This is a genomic window from Streptomyces sp. NPDC031554 (genome assembly GCF_055580685.1).
The window spans coordinates 620,999-637,078 of sequence record NZ_JBVIKX010000001.1 but is presented as its reverse complement, the minus strand read 5'-3'; the positions used below and the strand labels follow the sequence as shown (position 1 = coordinate 637,078).

Here is a 16,080-nt window from a genome sequence, read left to right as displayed (position 1 = left end):
CAGCGGCCCCCGGCCGCCGGACCTCAGCGGCCCAGGTACTTCGGCTTCTCCTTGTTCACGAACGCCCGCACGGCGATCGTGTGGTCCTGCGAGGCCCCCGCCCGGGTCTGCAGTTCGTCCTCCTTCTCCAGCGTCTGGGCCAGCGAGTGGGAGAGCCCGTACGCCACGGCCTCCTTCAGCGCCGCGTAGGCGACCGTCGGCCCCTCGGCCAGCGCCCGCGCGACCTTCCCGGCCTCCTCGCGCAGCGCGTCCGCCGGTACGACCCGGTTGGCGATGCCCAGTTCGTACGCCTCCTGCGCCGTGACGTTGCGCGGGAAGAGCAGCAGGTCGGTGGCCCGGCCGGGGCCCACCACGCGCGGCAGGGTCCAGGAGACGCCCGAGTCGGCGGTCAGCGCGACCCCCGCGAACGAGGTGTTGAAGGACGCGGTGTCCGCCACGATCCGGTAGTCGGCGGCCAGCGCGAAACCGAAACCGGCTCCTGCGGCGACCCCGTTCACCGCGGCGACCACCGGCTTCGGCGCCTCGGTCAGCGCCCGTACGACCGGGTTGTAGTGCTCCTTGACCGTGCTCATGACCGCGCCCGAGCCCTCCATCAGCAGCCCGACGTGCTCCTTGAGGTCCTGGCCCACGCAGAAGGCCCGCTCACCCGCGGCGGTCAGCAGCACCGCCCGCACGGCGTCGTCGGCCGCGGCGGACTCCACCGCCTCCCGCAGGGCGGCCTTGGCCGCGATGTTCAGCGCGTTCATCGCCTCCGGGCGGTTCAGGGTGATCGTCGCGAGTCCGTCGCTCACCTCGTAGAGCACGGTGTCGGTCATGGGATGTCCCCTCCGGTGTCGCGGCCGACGTACTGATCAGTACGCGGTGTCCGAAGGACAGCATGAAGGACGACGAGCGCGCGGGACGTGTGACCTGCGTCAAAGAAATCCGGACGATTTCCGGTGGGTGGAAGTCCGTGCGGGCGCGCAGTATCGCAGTCACATCGCCGAATTGGGTGGTTTTGCTCGCGCGCGTTGCCCAAGCGATGCCTACCGATGTTGGTCATCGGGTCCTGCCATGCGGGATAATGGCTGGGAAGCAATGTGTTCGATGCCGGTGTCGTGGGTCCCATGCTGGGCCGCGCCTTGCCCTTCAGGGGCCGTCGGCTTTGACGATGAGCTGGTTTCAGGAAGGGGAACGAGCATGGCGGCCATGAAGCCGCGGACGGGCGATGGCCCGCTCGAGGTGACCAAGGAGGGGCGGGGCATCGTCATGCGCGTTCCGCTCGAAGGCGGCGGTCGGCTCGTCGTCGAGCTGACGCCTGACGAGGCCGACGCGCTCGGCGACGCCCTCAAGAAGGTCGTCGGCTGACGCGCAAGCGACCACACCCCTTGCGGAAACAGGTCTCCCCGGCATCCTCGAGGATGCCGGGGAGACCTGTTTTCCGTGGGGGACTCCGGGGCCGTGACCCGTACGGCGTACCGGCCGGACAGGCATGCGGGCGGCGGACGCGTGGGCGTGCCGTCCGCGCGGGCGGGGATGCGAGCGGGGCGGGCGGCCCTGCGGGCAGGCGGCCCTGCGGGCGGGGGGCCGCGACGCGCGGGGTCCCGGTCTAGCGCTTGACCGCGCAGAGCAGGCCGTCGCCCACCGGCAGCAGCGACGGCACCAGCTCCTGGCTCTCGCGCACCGTGCGCAGCAGCTCGCGCACCCTGATGACCTCGGTGGGCTGCGGGCCCGAGTCGACCGTCCGGCCGTTCGCGAACACGCCCTCGAACACCACCAGACCCCCCTGCCGCAGCAGGCGCAACGATTCGGCGAGGTAGTCCATGACCTCGAGCCGGTCGCCGTCGCAGAAGACGAGGTCGTAGCCGGCGTCCGCGAGCCGCGGCAGGACGTCCAGCGCGCGGCCGGGGATGAAGCGGGCCCGGTTGCTGGCGAACCCGCAGGCCCGGAAGGCCTGCCGGGCCGACTGCTGGTGCTCGGGTTCGGGGTCGACGGTCGTCAGGACGCCGTCCGGACGCATGCCGTGCAGCAGGTGGATCCCCGACACGCCGGTACCGGTGCCGATCTCCGCGACCGCCTTGGCGTCCACGGTGGCGGCGAGCAACCGCAGCGCGGCGCCCGTGCTGGGCGACACCGAGCGCAGCCCCGCTTCGCGGGCCCGGTCACGGGCCCAGAGCAGCGCTTCGTCCTCGGCGACATAGGCGTCGGCGAACGCCCAGCTCGTCTGCCGGTTGCCGCTAATGACCCTCTCCTGTCCCCGTGGTTGCCTGGGCGTGACTGTATCCGTTGGTGCCGGGAACCCGCAGATGGGACCGCGCGTTTGAAGAGGTGGGACGGACTGAGGGGGACACGGTTGGATCACGACGGGCGACGGGACGCCGAGCAAGTGCTGACGCAGTCGTATGAGCCGTGTCAGCCCAGATCAAATTCTCGTAAAACCGCTTATCCGGAGCTAACGGGCGAGGTGGCTATGGTAGGGGCTCCGCTGGACACCACCAGAGCCGACAGGGGAGGTGCGGCTGCGCCCGTGGACCGGGCAGGAGCGTTCCGGCGCCTCCTCGGTTCGGCAGGCAGGCCGAAATCCGTGAACGACACCGCTGACCACAGTCACGCCGCCGGCCCCGGTGCCGGCACCGCCCAGACCGCGACCTTCTCCACCGACGCGGACGGGCAGGCGTGGACTCCGCCCACGTGGGAGGAGATCGTCAGCATGCACAGCGGCCGCGTCTACCGGCTCGCCTACCGCCTCACCGGCAACCAGCACGACGCCGAGGACCTCACTCAGGAGGTCTTCGTCCGCGTCTTCCGCTCGCTGTCGACGTACACGCCGGGCACCTTCGAGGGCTGGCTGCACCGCATCACCACCAACCTCTTCCTGGACATGGTCCGCCGCAAGCAGCGCATCCGCTTCGACTCGCTCGGCGACGATGCGGCCGAGCGGCTGGCCAGCAAGGAACCCACCCCGCAGCAGATCTTCAACGACGCCCACTTCGACGCGGACGTCCAGCAGGCCCTCGACACCCTCGCACCCGAGTTCCGCGCCGCGGTCGTCCTGTGCGACATCGAGGGACTGTCCTACGAGGAGATCGCCGCGACCCTGGGCGTCAAGCTCGGCACGGTCCGTTCGCGCATCCACCGCGGCCGCTCGCAGCTGCGCAAGGCACTGGCCCACCGCTCGCCCGAGGCGCGCTCCGAGCGTCGCTCGTTCGTGCCCCGTGTGCCGGTTCTGGGAGGAGGGGGCGCGACCGCGTGAGTGGAACCCGTCCTACCCCGGCCGAGCAGCACCTCGGTGACCGGCTCTCCGCCCTCGTGGACGGCGAGCTGGGCCATGACACCCGCGAGCGCGTGCTGGCGCACGTGGCGACCTGCTCCAAATGCAAGGCGGAGGTCGACGCGCAGCGCCGGCTGAAGAACGTCTTCGCCGAAGTGGCCCCGCCCGCCCCCTCGGAGAGCTTCCTGGCGCGCCTTCAGGGGCTGCCCGCAGGAGGCGACCCGGGCAAGGAGGGCCTGCCGCCGCCGGCAGGGGACTTCGGTGACGCGTTCGGGGCCCGCCCCGGAGCGACCGGGGTCTTCGGCGCCGGACGGGACGAGCGGTTCGAGTTCGGCTACGTGCCCGCCCGCGACCACGGCTCCGTACTCACCGGGCGCGGCTTCCGCATCCACCCGGCCGGCCGGTCCGACGCCGAGCGTTCGCGCGGACTGCGGTTCGCCTTCGTCGCGGCCGGTGCGGTGTCACTGGCCGCGATCGCCCTCGGCGGCATGAACACCGGCGTCCCGACCGACACGGAGGCCCGTGGCGGCACGGGCGCGGGCAGCAATGCGACACCCGCCCGCACGCCGGGCGGCGGCTCCGCGACGGCCCCCGAGAGCCAGCGCCGCCGTGGTGTCGGGCCCCTGCTCCCGCAGGGCGGGCAGATGTTCGGCGACACCGCCATCGCCCCGACCCGGGCCTCCGCCCCGCTGTTGCCCGGAGTGCCGTCCCCGGCGGTCCGCCCCGAGCAGTCGCTGCACCGGCTGACCACCCCCGTGATGGCCGGCGCCGCCGCCATGTCCCCTTTGATACGCCCGCTCGGCACCCCCCCGCCGGTCTCGCTGACTTCCTGGACCACCACCCCGGAGGTCGCCTCCCCCGGTCTGCTCGCCGCACCCGTCCCCGACGCCACCCCCACCCCCGCCCCGTCGCCGCACCAGGCACGCTGATCCGCGAACCTGGTTGAATCCAGGGTGAACCACGCCCCTGCGGCACGGGGCGGAGCGCGAGCCTGACCGCGGGGAGAGCATGAACGAGGGCAAGCCCACCGAAGGTCCTTCCGGACGGGCGGACGGGGGCGACCCGGGAGTGACGACGGGGCACCCGGCCGAGGACGAAGCGGCCGGGGGCAGCCCGGTCGAAGGGCACCCGGCGGAGGGGAACCCCGCCGGGCGGACCGGAGGGGAACCGCAGAACATGTCCGCGCGGGGTGCGACCCCCGAGGACGACCACCGGCCGGCCCGCCCGACAGGGGGCGCCGAGGAGACCGTGGCCGGTCGGCACGGCCCCCTCCTCGACGGCCCCCTCCCCGACGGCCCCCGTCCCGCGGGGGACCGCGAGGAAGCCCTGGCGGATCGGCACAGCCCCTTCCCCGACGGCGGAGTCACCCCCGGTCACCGTCCTCCGGCACACCCCGCCGCGGCCGAGCAACCCCACCCTCCCGTGGTCGATCACGCCGTGTCGCCGCCGGAGCCGGCGGACCCGGCGCCCCGGCCCCCGGTCGTCACCGACCACCCCGGGCCCCTGCACGATCCCGACCCCTACAGCACCCCGCCGTACGGCGAACCCGGCCCCTGGGCGCCCGCACCACCCGTCCAGCACCCCGCGGCGACACCGGCCCCCGGCCCGGCCGTCTCGGCCGCGCCCGCGCCGATCCCCGCCGTACCCGGCGGGCCCGCTCCCGGCGGTCTCCACCCGTCGTCGCCCGCCGTCGTCCCCGGTGGGCCAGTGGCGCCGGGGGCGGACACGGGGGTGCCCACCCCGGTGCCCGGCCCCGACACGTCCCGGCCCGTGCCGGGCGCCCCCGTCACGGCCCCCGAAGCGCACTCCGGGCCCGTTCCGCCCGCCGCGGCTCCCGCCGACCCGTGGCGCCGCTACGATCCCTGGGCCGGCGGCCCCGTGGCCGCCGGGCCGCTGCAGCAGACCGGGGCCGCGGTCGCCGGCCTGGAGCAGTTGCGCCGACGCCGGCGGCGCGGCCTGATCGGCGGGGCGCTGCTGCTGGCGCTGGTCTCCGGCGGTGTCGGCGGGGGCGTCGGGGCGTACCTGGAGCGCAACGGCGGCATGGGCGTGGTGGAGCTGCCCCAGGCCCCCGTCGAAGCGGGGGACCGGGACGCGGACGGCGTCGCGGGGATCGCCGCCCGCGCGCTGCCCGGCGTCGTCACGCTGCACGTGAGCGGCAGCGGGGCGAGCGGCACCGGCACCGGCTTCGTGCTCGACACGCGGGGGCACATCCTGACCAACAGCCATGTCGTCGACCCCGCCGGGTCCGGCGGCGGCATAACCGTGGTCTTCAACGGCGGCCAGACCGCCGAGGCCGAGGTCGTCGGCAAGGACAGCGGGTACGACCTCGCCGTGGTGAGGGTGACCGGCGTGCGGGGCCTGCGGCCCCTGCCCCTCGGCAACTCCGACAGCGTCCGGGTCGGCGACCCGGTCGTCGCCATCGGCGCCCCCTTCGACCTGGAGGGCACCGTCACCGCGGGCATCATCAGCGCCAGGGAACGGCCCATCACCGCCGGCGGCGGGAACGGCGACGCGAGCGACGTGTCCTACGTGGACGCCCTGCAGACCGACGCGCCCATCAACCCGGGCAACTCCGGCGGCCCCCTCCTCGACACGCAGGGCCGTGTCATCGGCATCAACTCGGCCATCCGCTCCGCCGCCGACGGTGCCGGTTCCGACGGCGCCCAGGCCGGTTCGATCGGCCTGGGCTTCGCCATCCCCGTCAACCAGGGCAAGCGCGTCGCCGAGGAACTGATCAACACGGGCAGGGCGACCCACCCGGTCATCGGCGTGACCCTCGACATGGACTACCCGGGCGACGGCGCCCGCGTCGGCACCGAGGACTCCGGCGGGAGCGATCCGGTGACCGACGGCGGTCCCGGGGACCGGGCCGGCATCCGGCCCGGGGACGTCATCACCGCGGTCGACGGCCGACGCGTCCACTCCGGCGAGGAACTGATCGTGAAGACCCGTGCGCACCGCCCCGGCGACCGCCTGGAGCTGACCGTCGAACGCGACGGGGAGGAACGCGCCCTCTCCCTCGTGCTGGGCTCCTCCGGCAGCGGCTGAACCGGGCCGGCCCCCGCCCGCCGCACGGGAACCTCACCGTCCGGCCACCCGCGTGCCGTCCGCCCGGCGGACGGCACGGGAGACAGGCCTTCCGCAACCAGCCGGACACTTCGGGACGGTACCGGTCCGACAGGTGCGACAGGTACCGTGGACCCGGCCCGGACCACGGAAGACCCGCACCGACCGCCGAGGGCCACCAGGGCCACCGAGGACCGCGGACATCGCAAGGAGCTTTCAGGTGTTCAATGACATAGGGGCGCTCGAGCTGGTGACGATCGTCGTCCTGGCCGTGCTCGTCTTCGGTCCGGACAAGCTCCCGAAGGTCATCCAGGACGTGATGCGCACGATCCGGAAGATCCGTGAGTTCTCCGAGAGCGCCAAGCAGGACATCCGGCAGGAACTCGGTCCGGAGTTCAAGGACTTCGAGTTCGAGGACCTCAACCCCAAGACCTTCATCCGCAAGCAGCTGGACAACGAGGATCTGGGGCTGAAGGAGATCCGCAACGGCTTCGACCTGAAGAAGGAGATGGCCGAGGTCACGGACGCCGTCCACAGCCGCGACCAGGAGCCCTCCTCGTCCGGCTCGTCCGGCGGCCGGATCGACATGACGAAGAAGCCGGAGGCGCCGGGCAAGGACGACCGCCCGCCCTTCGACGCGGACGCCACCTGAGTCCTCCGCGGACCCCACCCGAGACCCCCGAGCCCCCGAATGTGAGGGGGCGCACGTCCCCCGCACCGGGCGGCTTCCCCGCAGCCGCGAGCGGGGTGGCTATGCTGCCTGGTTGTTGTGCGGGCCGTACCCAGACGGGCAAGCCGCCCGAAGGGGGGCGGGCCGTACGGTCCGGCGAGAGCGAGGAGGCGTCCGGGCATGGAGACGACGAGTCGGGCGGTCGTACAGGCGCCGGCCGCGGAGGATGGACGACAGGTCCCCTCCGCCCGGCGCACGGTCGACGGGTACCTGGAGGCGCCGTTCCCCTGGTACGGCCTCGACGAGGCCTTCACGGGGCCGCGTTGGCTGATGCAGGTCGGAACGGCGGCCGACGGTGCCGTCGAGCACGGTTCGATCGGGCACGGTGACGAGCCCTCCGTGCGGCACGAGACGGCGGGAGAGGACCGCGGGAGGTTCGCGGTGGTCGTGACCGTCGCCGCGAACCCCGTCCGGCGCAGCGCGGACGGCACGGGGGTGCTGGAGGCCACCTCGGTGTCCTCGGCGGCCTGGCTGGCGGGAGTGGGGCTGCTGTCCTTCACCTGGCCGGGCCAGATGGACCACAGCCTGCGCGACGACTGGCTGGAGCAGCAGACCGAGACGGCGTGGGTGCTGGCCGACGACCTGTCCGGCGCGGACTGGTCCACCCTGTCCCTGCCGGTCGACGGCGTGCCGACCCCCTTCCACTACCGCGAGTCCGAGTTCGGCTGGGTGCTGGCCGGCTCGACCCCGGAAGGGGTGCACGTGGGGGCGTACGGAAGGGGCATGAGCGCGTACGGGCTCGGCTTCGCCGTGATCAAGGACATCGCGGAGTACGCGTAGCCGTGACGACGACGGGGGCGCGGTCCTGACGGACGGCGCCCCCGTCGGCGTACCTGGGTCCGGGTGTCGTGCGCGGACGACGGGTCAGAACTTGTTCTTCGGGGTGATGCCGAGGGACAGACCCGACAGCCCGCGCTGACGGCCGCCCAGCTTGCCCGCGATGGCCCGCAGCGCGGAGCCCGCCGGGGAGTCCGGGTCGCTGAGGACGACCGGCCTGCCCTCGTCGCCGCCCTCGCGCAGACGGACGTCGATGGGGATGGAGCCGAGGACCGGCACCGAGGCGCCCGTCGTGCGGGTCAGACCGTCGGCGACGGACTGGCCGCCGCCGGTGCCGAAGACGTCGACCATCTCGTCGCAGTGCGGGCAGGGCAGCCCGGACATGTTCTCGACGACGCCGACGATCTTCTGGTGGGTCTGGACGGCGATCGAGCCCGCGCGCTCGGCCACCTCGGCGGCGGCCTGCTGCGGCGTGGTGACGACCAGGATCTCCGCGTTCGGGACCAGCTGGGCCACCGAGATGGCGATGTCGCCGGTACCCGGCGGGAGGTCCAGCAGCAGGACGTCCAGGTCGCCCCAGTACACGTCGGCCAGGAACTGCTGGAGCGCGCGGTGGAGCATCGGACCGCGCCAGACGACCGGGGCGTTGCCGGGGGTGAACATGCCGATCGAGATGACCTTCACACCGTTCGCCGACGGCGGCATGATCATGTTCTCGACCTGGGTGGGACGGCCCTCCGCGCCCAGCATGCGCGGCACGCTGTGGCCGTAGATGTCGGCGTCCACGACGCCCACCTTCAGGCCGTCGGCCGCCATCGCCGCCGCCAGGTTCACCGTCACCGAGGACTTGCCGACGCCGCCCTTGCCGGACGCGACCGCGTACACGCGCGTGAGCGAGCCCGGCTTCGCGAAGGGCACCTCGCGCTCGGTCTGGCCGCCGCGCAGCGCCGCGGCCAGCTCCTTGCGCTGTGCGTCGCTCATCACGTCCAGCGTCACGTCGACCCGCGTGACGCCCTCGACGCCGGAGACCGCCTCGGTGACGCGTTGCGTGATCGTCTCGCGCATCGGGCAGCCGGAGACCGTCAGGTACACGGTGACCGCGACCGCCCCGTCCGCCCCGACGTCCACCGACTTGACCATCCCGAGTTCGGTGATGGGACGGTTGATCTCGGGGTCGTTCACCGTCGCCAGTGCCTCGCGCACCGCGTCTTCCGTAGCCATAGGGACGATGGTACGGCGCCCCACTAGAGCCTCGGCATGGTCGTCAGCGGTCGTCTACGTCACGTCCGTGCGACCGTTCCGCCGGGAATACGACGTGGCCCTCCCGCATCCCCTCCAGTTCCTTCACCATGTCCTGGAGTTCGGAGCGGATCCAGTCGCGGGTGGCGACCTCGCCGAGCCCGATCCGCAGGGCGGCGATCTCCCGTGTGAGGTATTCGGTGTCCGCGATGGACCGCTCGTTCTGCTTGCGGTCCTGCTCCAGATTGACCCGGTCGCGGTCGTCCTGGCGGTTCTGCGCGAGCAGGATCAGCGGGGCCGCGTAGGAGGCCTGGAGCGACAGCATGAGCGTCAGGAAGATGAAGGGATAGTTGTCGAAGCGCAGGTCGCGCGGGGCGAAGATGTTCCACAGCACCCACACGATGATGACGATCGTCATCCAGACGATGAACCGTCCGGTGCCCAGGAACCGCGCGATGCGCTCCGAGAGCCGTCCGAAGGCCTCGGGGTCCCACTCGGGCAGGATCCGGCGCCGGGGCGGGCGCGGCTGGTCCAGCCGGACCCGGGAGCGGGGCGCCGCCGTGGCGCCGACCGGGACGCGCTCGGCGCGGGCGGGTTCACGCTCGGGAGCCATCGGCCACCTCCCCCTCGGCCAGGTGGAACTCCGTCTCGCGCCAGTCCTCGGGCAGCATGTGGTCCAGCACGTCGTCCACCGTCACCGCGCCGAGCAGCGAGCCCGCCTCGTCGACGACGGGCGCCGCGACCATGTCGTACGTCGCGAAGAACCCGGCGATCACGGGCAGCGTCGCGTCCGGGGCGAGGGTCTGCAGGTCCTCGTCGAGGAGCGCGCTGACCAGCGTGTACGGGGGGTCGCGCAGCAGCCGCTGGAAGTGGACCGTCCCCAGGTACTTGCCGGTCGGCGTGTCGTCGGGCGGGCGGCACACGTAGACCTGGGCGGCGAGGGCGGGGGAGAGGTCGCGGTTGCGGACCCGGGCGAGGGCGTCGGCGACGGTCGCGTCGGGCCGCAGCACGATCGGCTCGGTCGTCATCAGCCCGCCCGCCGTGTGCTCCTCGTACGCCATCAGCCGGCGCATGTCGGCGGCGTCGTCGGGTTCCATCAGGCTGAGCAGCCGCTCCTTGTCCCGCTCGGGGAGTTCGGAGAGCAGGTCGGCCGCGTCGTCGGGGTCCATGGCCTCCAGGACGTCCGCGGCGCGCTCCTCCTTCAGCTTGCCGAGGATCTCGATCTGGTCGTCCTCCGGCAGCTCCTCCAGGACGTCGGCGAGCCGGTCGTCGTCGAGGGCGGCGGCGACCTCCGCGCGGCGCTTGGCGGACAGGTGGTGCAGGACGTTCGCCAGGTCGGCCGGGCGCAGCTGCTCGAAGGTGGCGAGGAGGCTCTCGGCGCCCTGCCCGTGCTCCTCCAGGGAGAAGCCGGTGACCGCCGACCACTCCACGGTCAGCTTCTCGCCCTTGCCGCGCCGGAAGGCGCCCGACTTCCTGCCCTTCTGCACGAAGATCCGGTCGATCTCCCAGTCCCGGCGGGCCGGCAGCTGCCGCACCGACAGGTCGAGGACGGTGACCTCCTCGCCGGTCTCGGCGAGCGTGACGCGCCGGTCGAGCAGCTCGCCGAAGACGAGCCGCTCGGTGGGCCGCTGCTCGAAGCGGCGGACGTTGAGCACGCCGGTGCTGAGGACCTCGCCGGACTCGATGCTGGTCACCCGGGTCATGGGCAGGAAGATCCGGCGGCGGGTGGGGAGTTCGACGACCAGCCCGAGCAGCCGGGGCGGCTTGCGGCCGACCCGCAGCATGACGACCATGTCGCGCACCCGGCCCACGGTGTCGCCGTTGGGGTCGAAGACGGCGACTCCGGCGAGGTGGGAGACGAAGATCCGGGGGGCGCCCGCTGCCATGTCCGGGCCTCCTTCTCGTGCGCGCCGGTACGGGGCGTTCGCTCTCGTGCTCCCCGCGCTGTTGCGGGTGAGGCTCTTTTCCCAATTGCCCGCTGGTGCGGGCTTCAGGCTAGCCCGTCCCGATCGGGTACGCCCTGGTGAGCGGTCCGGACGGACTGGCTCCGTTCCCCCGCCGGGACCCCGGTACGCTGCGGTACGCCGCTCAGGAGTCCCCCGCAGAAAGGCAGCTCCCTCTGTGACTGCGATCGCCCAGGGCCGTACCCGTCGCCGGGCCGCACTGGTGAGCGCGCTGTGCGCGCTGGCCGTGACGGGCCTGGGGCTCACCGGGTGCAGCGAGGACCCGGACGCGGGGACGAACGGGGTCGGCAAGCTGGCCGCCGACAAGATCCAGGCGAGGACACGGGCGGCCGCCGCGGCGGTGGACGCGGTGCGGCTGTCCGGGACCGTGGTCGCCGGCGGGAAGTCGTACAAGCTCGACATGAGCCTGAAGTCGGACGGCGCGACCGGATCGGTCACCGCCGAGGGCGGCACCTTCCACCTGCTGCGGGTCGGCGAGGAGCTGTACCTCAAGGCGGACGCCGCGTTCTGGAAGCACGAGGACGGCACGTCCGACGACGCCGGCTCCGACACCGAGGCGGCGGGCAAACTCGACGACAAGTACGTGAAGGTGCCCACCGGTGACCCCTCGTACAAGAAGTTCAGCGGGTTCACGGACAAGGACCTCCTTCTCGACAGCGTGCTGACACTGCACGGTTCGCTGGGCAAGGACGGGTACCACGAGCAGGCCGGGGTGCGCACCGTCCGCATCACGGGCGACGAGGGCTCCGGCGGCACGCTGGACGTGTCCCTGGAGGACAAGCCGTACCCGTTGCGCCTGGTGCGCGCGGGCGGGGCGGGGACCCTGGCCTTCTCCGCCTGGGGCAAGGACTTCGCCCTGGAGGAGCCGGCGGAGAGCGAGACCGTGGACTACGGCAGGGAACTGCCGACGTCGTGACCGGCTACCCGCGCGTGCGCTTCCCGCGTTTCTTCAGCAGCAGCCGCGGGAGGCCCGCCGGGACCGGCTGACGGGTCGTCGCCGGGGACGGCGCCGGCGCCGCCGCCAGGTCCCCGTCGGGCAGCGGGGACGTGCCCCCGGTGGGCTCCAGCCGGATCACCCGGCACTCCCGTGCCCAGCGCGCCGTCATCGCCTCGCCGTCGGGTGCGTTCAGCCGCTTGCCCTTGAGGTCGGCGACGGCCGCCTCCCACGCCTCGGTGCCGGGGGTGAGCTGGGCGACCCGTGCCGTCCAGGTGACCAGCCGGCCGCCCTTGTCCTTGCTGCGGACGGTCACCTCGGCCGTCACGCCGTCCGCCAGTCCCGGCAGCGGCTGCTCGCCCGGCCCGTCGCCCACCAGACAGGCGGCGCCCTCGTGCCACACGTGCCACAGCGGCCGTGCGCTCCGTTCACCGGCCGCCTCGACCCAGACGAGGCCGGACTTCTTGGTGGCCTCCTCGACGAGGGCCGGTTCGAGCAGCTCGCGTGTCATGGGGCCCACCCTATCCAGGCGGTCCTCACAGCCAGCCGTTGCGCTTCAGGGTGCGGTGGATGCCCACGCAGAGCATCACCGTCACCGACATGATGACGGGGTAGCCGTAGCGCCAGTGCAGCTCCGGCATGTGGTCGAAGTTCATGCCGTAGACCCCGCAGACCATCGTCGGTACGGCGATGATGGCCGCCCAGGACGTGATCTTGCGCATGTCCTCGTTCTGCGCGACGGACGCCTGCGCGAGGTTGGCCTGGAGGATGGAGTTGAGCAGCTCGTCGAAGCCGACGACCTGTTCCTGGACGCGGGCGAGGTGGTCGGCGACGTCCCGGAAGTACTTCTGGATGTCGGGGTCGACCAGCCGCATCGGCCGCTCGCTCAGCAACTGCATCGGCCGCAGCAGGGGCGACACCGCCCGCTTGAACTCCAGTACCTCGCGCTTGAGTTGGTAGATACGGCCGGCGTCGGTGCCGCGCGGGCTGCCCTTGCGGCCCGGCGAGAACACCTCCGTCTCGACCTCGTCGATGTCGTCCTGCACGGCGTCGGCGACCGCGATGTACCCGTCGACGACGTGGTCGGCGATCGCGTGCAGCACCGCCGAGGGGCCCCTGGCGAGCAACTCCGGGTCGTCCTGCAGGCGGTGGCGCAGCGCGCGCAACGAGCCCTGGCCGCCGTGCCGGACGGTGATGAAGAAGTCCTTGCCGGTGAAGCACATGACCTCGCCGGTCTCCACCACCTGGCTGTTGGCGTCGAGTTGGTCGTGCTCGATGTAGTGGATGGTCTTGAAGACGGTGAACAGGGAGTCGTCGTAGCGCTCCAGCTTGGGGCGCTGATGGGCCTGGACGGCGTCCTCCACGGCCAGCGGGTGCAGCCCGAACTCCCCGGCGATGCCCGCGAACTCACTTTCCGTCGGCTCGTGCAGGCCGATCCACACGAAGCCGCCGTCGCGGCGCACCTGGCGCATCGCCTCGTGCGGGGCCAGCGGAGCCGCCGTCTCGACGCGGGCGCCGTCACGGTAGACGGCGCAGTCGACGACGGCCGAGGGGGTGGCGGGGTCGCGGGTGGTGTCGTACGCGCCGCCGTCCTTGCGCAGACCGGGGCGGGACGGGCGGACCACGGCACGCAGGTCGCGGATCATCGACATGGCAGGCTCCTTCGCGACAGGCAGCGAAAGATGCCGACGACGGGTGGAACCACCCGGAATGGGGACGTCCTGACGAGGAGTCTCCCGCCCTTCGAGGCAGGGAAGGATGTTTGGCACGTCCACAAAGCGGGGAGCACCGCTCCGTCGCGGTGGCGGGTTTCGCTACTGATTCAGGTACTGCTTCAGATCAGACGGATCGCGCGGACCGAGGGCATCGGGCAGATCCGGTACAACGAAACGAAGTGCTCTTCCGGGTGAGGACGAGAACGCGAGAGGCGGCGGTCGGCCGGAGCCAGAGCTACATCAGCGGCGGGAAGAGCGAGTGGTACTGCACGGTCGACTTCGATCCATGACAGCCCCACCTCCTCCAGCCGGTCCCCCGTGGGGGACTACCTCGGCGTCGGGGCTTGACCGCGACGCTTCTGCGTGCTGCCCCGAACCACCGGGCAAGAGTATCAGCCGACCGAAGTGTCAAGGCGCTGCTTTGCCCGGTACCGGCGAGTTCTATGCTCGCGGCATGGCTGATGTTCTTCCTCTGGTCGAGGCCCGGTTGCGCAGCGCGCTGGGCGAGCCGGACGCCCGCGCGGCGGTCACCTTCCTGGGTACGGACCGCATCGAGGTCCTGCGCTTCCAGGAGGGCGACGTCGTCCGCTACGCCACGCTCGGCATGTCCGCGCAGCCGATGAGCGACCCCACCGCGGTGCTCGCCGATCCGGTGAAGGGGCCGCGCGCCGAGCTGGTCCTGTCCGTGCGGGCGGGTCTCGCCGACACCGACAAGGTGCTCCGCCCGCTCGCCGTGCTCGCCGCCTCCCCGCAGGTCGAGGGCGTGGTCGTGGCGCCCGGCGCCTCCCTCGACGTCGGTGAACCCCTGTGGCCCGGCGCCCCGTTCACCTCCGTGCTGGTGGCCGAGCCCGGCGGCCTGGTCGAGGACCTGGACCTCGACGCCCCCCTGGACCCGGTCCACTTCCTGCCGCTGCTGCCGATGACCCCGAACGAGGCCGCCTGGAAGCGCGTGCACGGCGCGCAGGCCCTCCAGGAGCGGTGGCTGACGCACGGGACGGACCTGCGGGATCCGTCCCGCGGGTCCGTCCCGCTGGAGTGACCGAAGTCACGTTTCGGCCGGAAGGAGACGTCAGTCGGCGAAGACGGCGACCCCGTCCTGCGTCGCGTGCGTCGGCTCCAGGTGTTCCGCCTCCGCGGTGAGCGCCCCGCGCCGCACGAGGACCACGACCGCGCCGAGGGCCGCGGTGACCGCGGCGACGACGAACGGGACGTGGATGTCCGTCCACTCCTCGATCCGCGGCGCGAAGAACGGCGCGGCGGCCGCGGCGAACCAGCGCACGAAGTTGTACCCGGCGCTCGCGACCGGCCGCGGCGCGTCCGACACGCCCAGCGCCAGTTCGGTGTAGACGGTGTTGTTCACGCCGATGAAGGCGCCGGACAGGACCGTGCACACCACGGCGGTGGTGTGGTCGCCGTAGCCGAGCACCAGGACGTCGGCGGCGAGCAGCAGCAGGGAGCCGCCGAGCACCTTCAGCGAGCCGAACCGCTTCTGCAGGCGCGGGGCCACCAGCACGGAGAAGACGGCGAGCAGCACGCCCCAGGCGAAGAACACCGCGCCCGACCTGTAGGGCGTCATGTCGAGCACGAACGGCGTGAAGGCCAGCACGGTGAAGAACGTGTAGTTGTAGAAGAACGCCGAGACCGCCGCCGAGGCCAGACCGCCGTGGCCGAGCGCCTTGAGCGGGTCCAGTAGCGAGATCCTGCGGGCCGGCCTCGGCTGCTCCCCGAGGAACGCCGTGATGCACAGGAAGCCGATCGCCATCAGCAGCGCGGTGCCGAAGAAGGGGTAGCGCCAGCTGGCGTCCCCGAGCAGCGCGCCCAGCAGGGGCCCGCACGCCATGCCCAGACCGAGGGCGGACTCGTACAGCAGGATCGCCGCGGCGCTGCCTCCCGCCGCCGCGCCGACGATCACCGCGAGGGCGGTGGAGACGAACAGCGCGTTGCCCAGTCCCCAGCCCGCGCGGTACCCGACGAGCTGTCCGACCGTGTCGGAGGTGCCGGACAGGCCCGCGAAGACGACGACGAGGGCGAGGCCGAGCAGCAGGGTCCTGCGGCCGCCGATCCGGCTGGAGACGAAGCCGGTCAGCAGCATCGCGAAGGCGGTGATCAGGAAGTACGAGGTGAACAGGAGGGAGACCTGGCCGGCCGTGGCGTCCAGCCCCCGGGCGATGGACGGCAGGATCGGGTCGACGAGTCCGATGCCCATGAAGGCGACGACGGACGCGCCGGCGGTCGCCCAGACCGCCTTGGGCTGGCGCAGAAGGCCACCTGTTCCCGCTTCGAAGGGGTCCATGCTTGCTCCCGTCCCGACAGATGGTTGGTTTTTACACATACTAAGTTAGCCAAGCTAATGAATGCAAATTACATCTATATCGGCCGTCCGGGCGGGGTTCCGTCCGGACGGG

General features: G+C 72.3%; 16 protein-coding genes. 8 read left to right on the top strand and 8 right to left on the bottom strand.

Annotated features, from left to right (window positions below):
* Positions 1–23: 23 nt before the first annotated feature.
* On the bottom strand, positions 24–815 hold the full coding sequence (gene chcB / locus ACZ5FU_RS02745) for a 2-cyclohexenylcarbonyl CoA isomerase (protein ID WP_451525422.1): 792 nt from the start codon (positions 813–815) through the stop codon (positions 24–26).
* Between the two features lie 364 nt (positions 816–1,179).
* On the opposite strand from chcB, the gene ACZ5FU_RS02740 reads away from it, so the two are divergent.
* The gene (locus tag ACZ5FU_RS02740; protein ID WP_003966491.1) at positions 1,180–1,347 is read left to right on the top strand and encodes a DUF3117 domain-containing protein; all 168 of its coding nucleotides are present in this window, start codon (positions 1,180–1,182) and stop codon (positions 1,345–1,347) included.
* Between the two features lie 241 nt (positions 1,348–1,588).
* Here the strand turns inward: ACZ5FU_RS02740 and ACZ5FU_RS02735 are convergent, their stop codons facing one another.
* Positions 1,589–2,287, bottom strand: a complete 699-nt coding sequence (locus tag ACZ5FU_RS02735) for an O-methyltransferase (protein ID WP_451525660.1) — start codon at positions 2,285–2,287, stop codon at positions 1,589–1,591.
* Between the two features lie 162 nt (positions 2,288–2,449).
* On the opposite strand from ACZ5FU_RS02735, the gene sigE reads away from it, so the two are divergent.
* The 5 genes from sigE (at position 2,450) to ACZ5FU_RS02710 (ending at position 7,826) form a co-directional block, all read left to right on the top strand.
* Positions 2,450–3,232: an RNA polymerase sigma factor SigE gene (gene sigE, locus ACZ5FU_RS02730; RefSeq protein WP_451525423.1), complete on the top strand. Its 783-nt coding sequence runs from the start codon at positions 2,450–2,452 to the stop codon at positions 3,230–3,232.
* Positions 3,229–4,179 carry an anti-sigma factor family protein gene (locus tag ACZ5FU_RS02725; protein ID WP_468839368.1) on the top strand — a complete coding sequence of 317 codons (951 nt, stop codon included), beginning with the start codon at positions 3,229–3,231 and terminating at the stop codon, positions 4,177–4,179. Before sigE ends, ACZ5FU_RS02725 begins: the two co-directional genes overlap by 4 nt.
* Positions 4,180–4,426: 247 nt before the next feature.
* A complete protein-coding gene (locus ACZ5FU_RS02720) occupies positions 4,427–6,298 on the top strand; it encodes a S1C family serine protease (protein ID WP_469044282.1) in 1,872 nt (623 codons plus the stop codon).
* Between the two features lie 238 nt (positions 6,299–6,536).
* Positions 6,537–6,968, top strand: a complete 432-nt coding sequence (locus ACZ5FU_RS02715; RefSeq protein ID WP_451525426.1) for a sec-independent translocase — start codon at positions 6,537–6,539, stop codon at positions 6,966–6,968.
* A 198-nt stretch (positions 6,969–7,166) separates the two neighbouring features.
* Positions 7,167–7,826: a hypothetical protein gene (locus ACZ5FU_RS02710; protein WP_451525427.1), complete on the top strand. Its 660-nt coding sequence runs from the start codon at positions 7,167–7,169 to the stop codon at positions 7,824–7,826.
* 84 nt (positions 7,827–7,910) lie between these two features.
* On the opposite strand, the gene ACZ5FU_RS02705 is transcribed toward ACZ5FU_RS02710, so the two are convergent.
* From ACZ5FU_RS02705 to ACZ5FU_RS02695, 3 genes are read right to left on the bottom strand one after another with little or no spacing between them, the layout of a single operon-like run.
* Positions 7,911–9,044, bottom strand: a complete 1,134-nt coding sequence (locus ACZ5FU_RS02705; protein WP_451525428.1) for an Mrp/NBP35 family ATP-binding protein — start codon at positions 9,042–9,044, stop codon at positions 7,911–7,913.
* A gap of 43 nt (positions 9,045–9,087) precedes the next feature.
* Positions 9,088–9,675, bottom strand: a complete 588-nt coding sequence (locus ACZ5FU_RS02700) for a DUF1003 domain-containing protein (RefSeq protein ID WP_468839362.1) — start codon at positions 9,673–9,675, stop codon at positions 9,088–9,090.
* Positions 9,659–10,948, bottom strand: a complete 1,290-nt coding sequence (locus ACZ5FU_RS02695) for a magnesium transporter MgtE N-terminal domain-containing protein (RefSeq protein ID WP_468839359.1) — start codon at positions 10,946–10,948, stop codon at positions 9,659–9,661. Before ACZ5FU_RS02695 ends, ACZ5FU_RS02700 begins: the two co-directional genes overlap by 17 nt.
* 235 nt (positions 10,949–11,183) lie before the next feature.
* On the opposite strand from ACZ5FU_RS02695, the gene ACZ5FU_RS02690 reads away from it, so the two are divergent.
* Entirely contained in the window at positions 11,184–11,942 is a 759-nt protein-coding gene (locus tag ACZ5FU_RS02690) for a hypothetical protein (RefSeq protein ID WP_451525431.1), read from the top strand.
* 4 nt (positions 11,943–11,946) lie between these two features.
* On the opposite strand, the gene ACZ5FU_RS02685 is transcribed toward ACZ5FU_RS02690, so the two are convergent.
* Together ACZ5FU_RS02685 and ACZ5FU_RS02680 are read right to left on the bottom strand one after the other, a co-directional pair.
* On the bottom strand, positions 11,947–12,471 hold the full coding sequence (locus tag ACZ5FU_RS02685; protein WP_451525432.1) for a hypothetical protein: 525 nt from the start codon (positions 12,469–12,471) through the stop codon (positions 11,947–11,949).
* A 25-nt stretch (positions 12,472–12,496) separates the two neighbouring features.
* Positions 12,497–13,612, bottom strand: a complete 1,116-nt coding sequence (locus tag ACZ5FU_RS02680) for a magnesium and cobalt transport protein CorA (RefSeq protein WP_451775404.1) — start codon at positions 13,610–13,612, stop codon at positions 12,497–12,499.
* 517 nt (positions 13,613–14,129) lie between these two features.
* On the opposite strand from ACZ5FU_RS02680, the gene ACZ5FU_RS02675 reads away from it, so the two are divergent.
* On the top strand, positions 14,130–14,714 hold the full coding sequence (locus ACZ5FU_RS02675; protein WP_451775406.1) for a suppressor of fused domain protein: 585 nt from the start codon (positions 14,130–14,132) through the stop codon (positions 14,712–14,714).
* A gap of 30 nt (positions 14,715–14,744) precedes the next feature.
* Here the strand turns inward: ACZ5FU_RS02675 and ACZ5FU_RS02670 are convergent, their stop codons facing one another.
* On the bottom strand, positions 14,745–15,968 hold the full coding sequence (locus ACZ5FU_RS02670; RefSeq protein ID WP_451775408.1) for an MFS transporter: 1,224 nt from the start codon (positions 15,966–15,968) through the stop codon (positions 14,745–14,747).
* Positions 15,969–16,080 lie beyond the last annotated feature (112 nt).

Excerpts from the sequence above, each read along its gene's own strand:
- chcB (WP_451525422.1), bottom strand. The coding sequence starts at position 815 with ATGACCGACACCGTGCTCTACGAGGTGAGCGACGGACTCGCGACGATC.
- ACZ5FU_RS02740 (WP_003966491.1), top strand. The coding sequence starts at position 1,180 with ATGGCGGCCATGAAGCCGCGGACGGGCGATGGCCCGCTCGAGGTGACC.
- sigE (WP_451525423.1), top strand. The coding sequence starts at position 2,450 with ATGGTAGGGGCTCCGCTGGACACCACCAGAGCCGACAGGGGAGGTGCG.
- ACZ5FU_RS02720 (WP_469044282.1), top strand. The coding sequence starts at position 4,427 with ATGTCCGCGCGGGGTGCGACCCCCGAGGACGACCACCGGCCGGCCCGC.
- ACZ5FU_RS02710 (WP_451525427.1), top strand. The coding sequence starts at position 7,167 with ATGGAGACGACGAGTCGGGCGGTCGTACAGGCGCCGGCCGCGGAGGAT.
- ACZ5FU_RS02705 (WP_451525428.1), bottom strand. The coding sequence starts at position 9,044 with ATGGCTACGGAAGACGCGGTGCGCGAGGCACTGGCGACGGTGAACGAC.
- ACZ5FU_RS02700 (WP_468839362.1), bottom strand. The coding sequence starts at position 9,675 with ATGGCTCCCGAGCGTGAACCCGCCCGCGCCGAGCGCGTCCCGGTCGGC.
- ACZ5FU_RS02695 (WP_468839359.1), bottom strand. The coding sequence starts at position 10,948 with ATGGCAGCGGGCGCCCCCCGGATCTTCGTCTCCCACCTCGCCGGAGTC.
- ACZ5FU_RS02685 (WP_451525432.1), bottom strand. The coding sequence starts at position 12,471 with ATGACACGCGAGCTGCTCGAACCGGCCCTCGTCGAGGAGGCCACCAAG.
- ACZ5FU_RS02680 (WP_451775404.1), bottom strand. The coding sequence starts at position 13,612 with ATGTCGATGATCCGCGACCTGCGTGCCGTGGTCCGCCCGTCCCGCCCC.
- ACZ5FU_RS02675 (WP_451775406.1), top strand. The coding sequence starts at position 14,130 with ATGGCTGATGTTCTTCCTCTGGTCGAGGCCCGGTTGCGCAGCGCGCTG.
- ACZ5FU_RS02670 (WP_451775408.1), bottom strand. The coding sequence starts at position 15,968 with ATGGACCCCTTCGAAGCGGGAACAGGTGGCCTTCTGCGCCAGCCCAAG.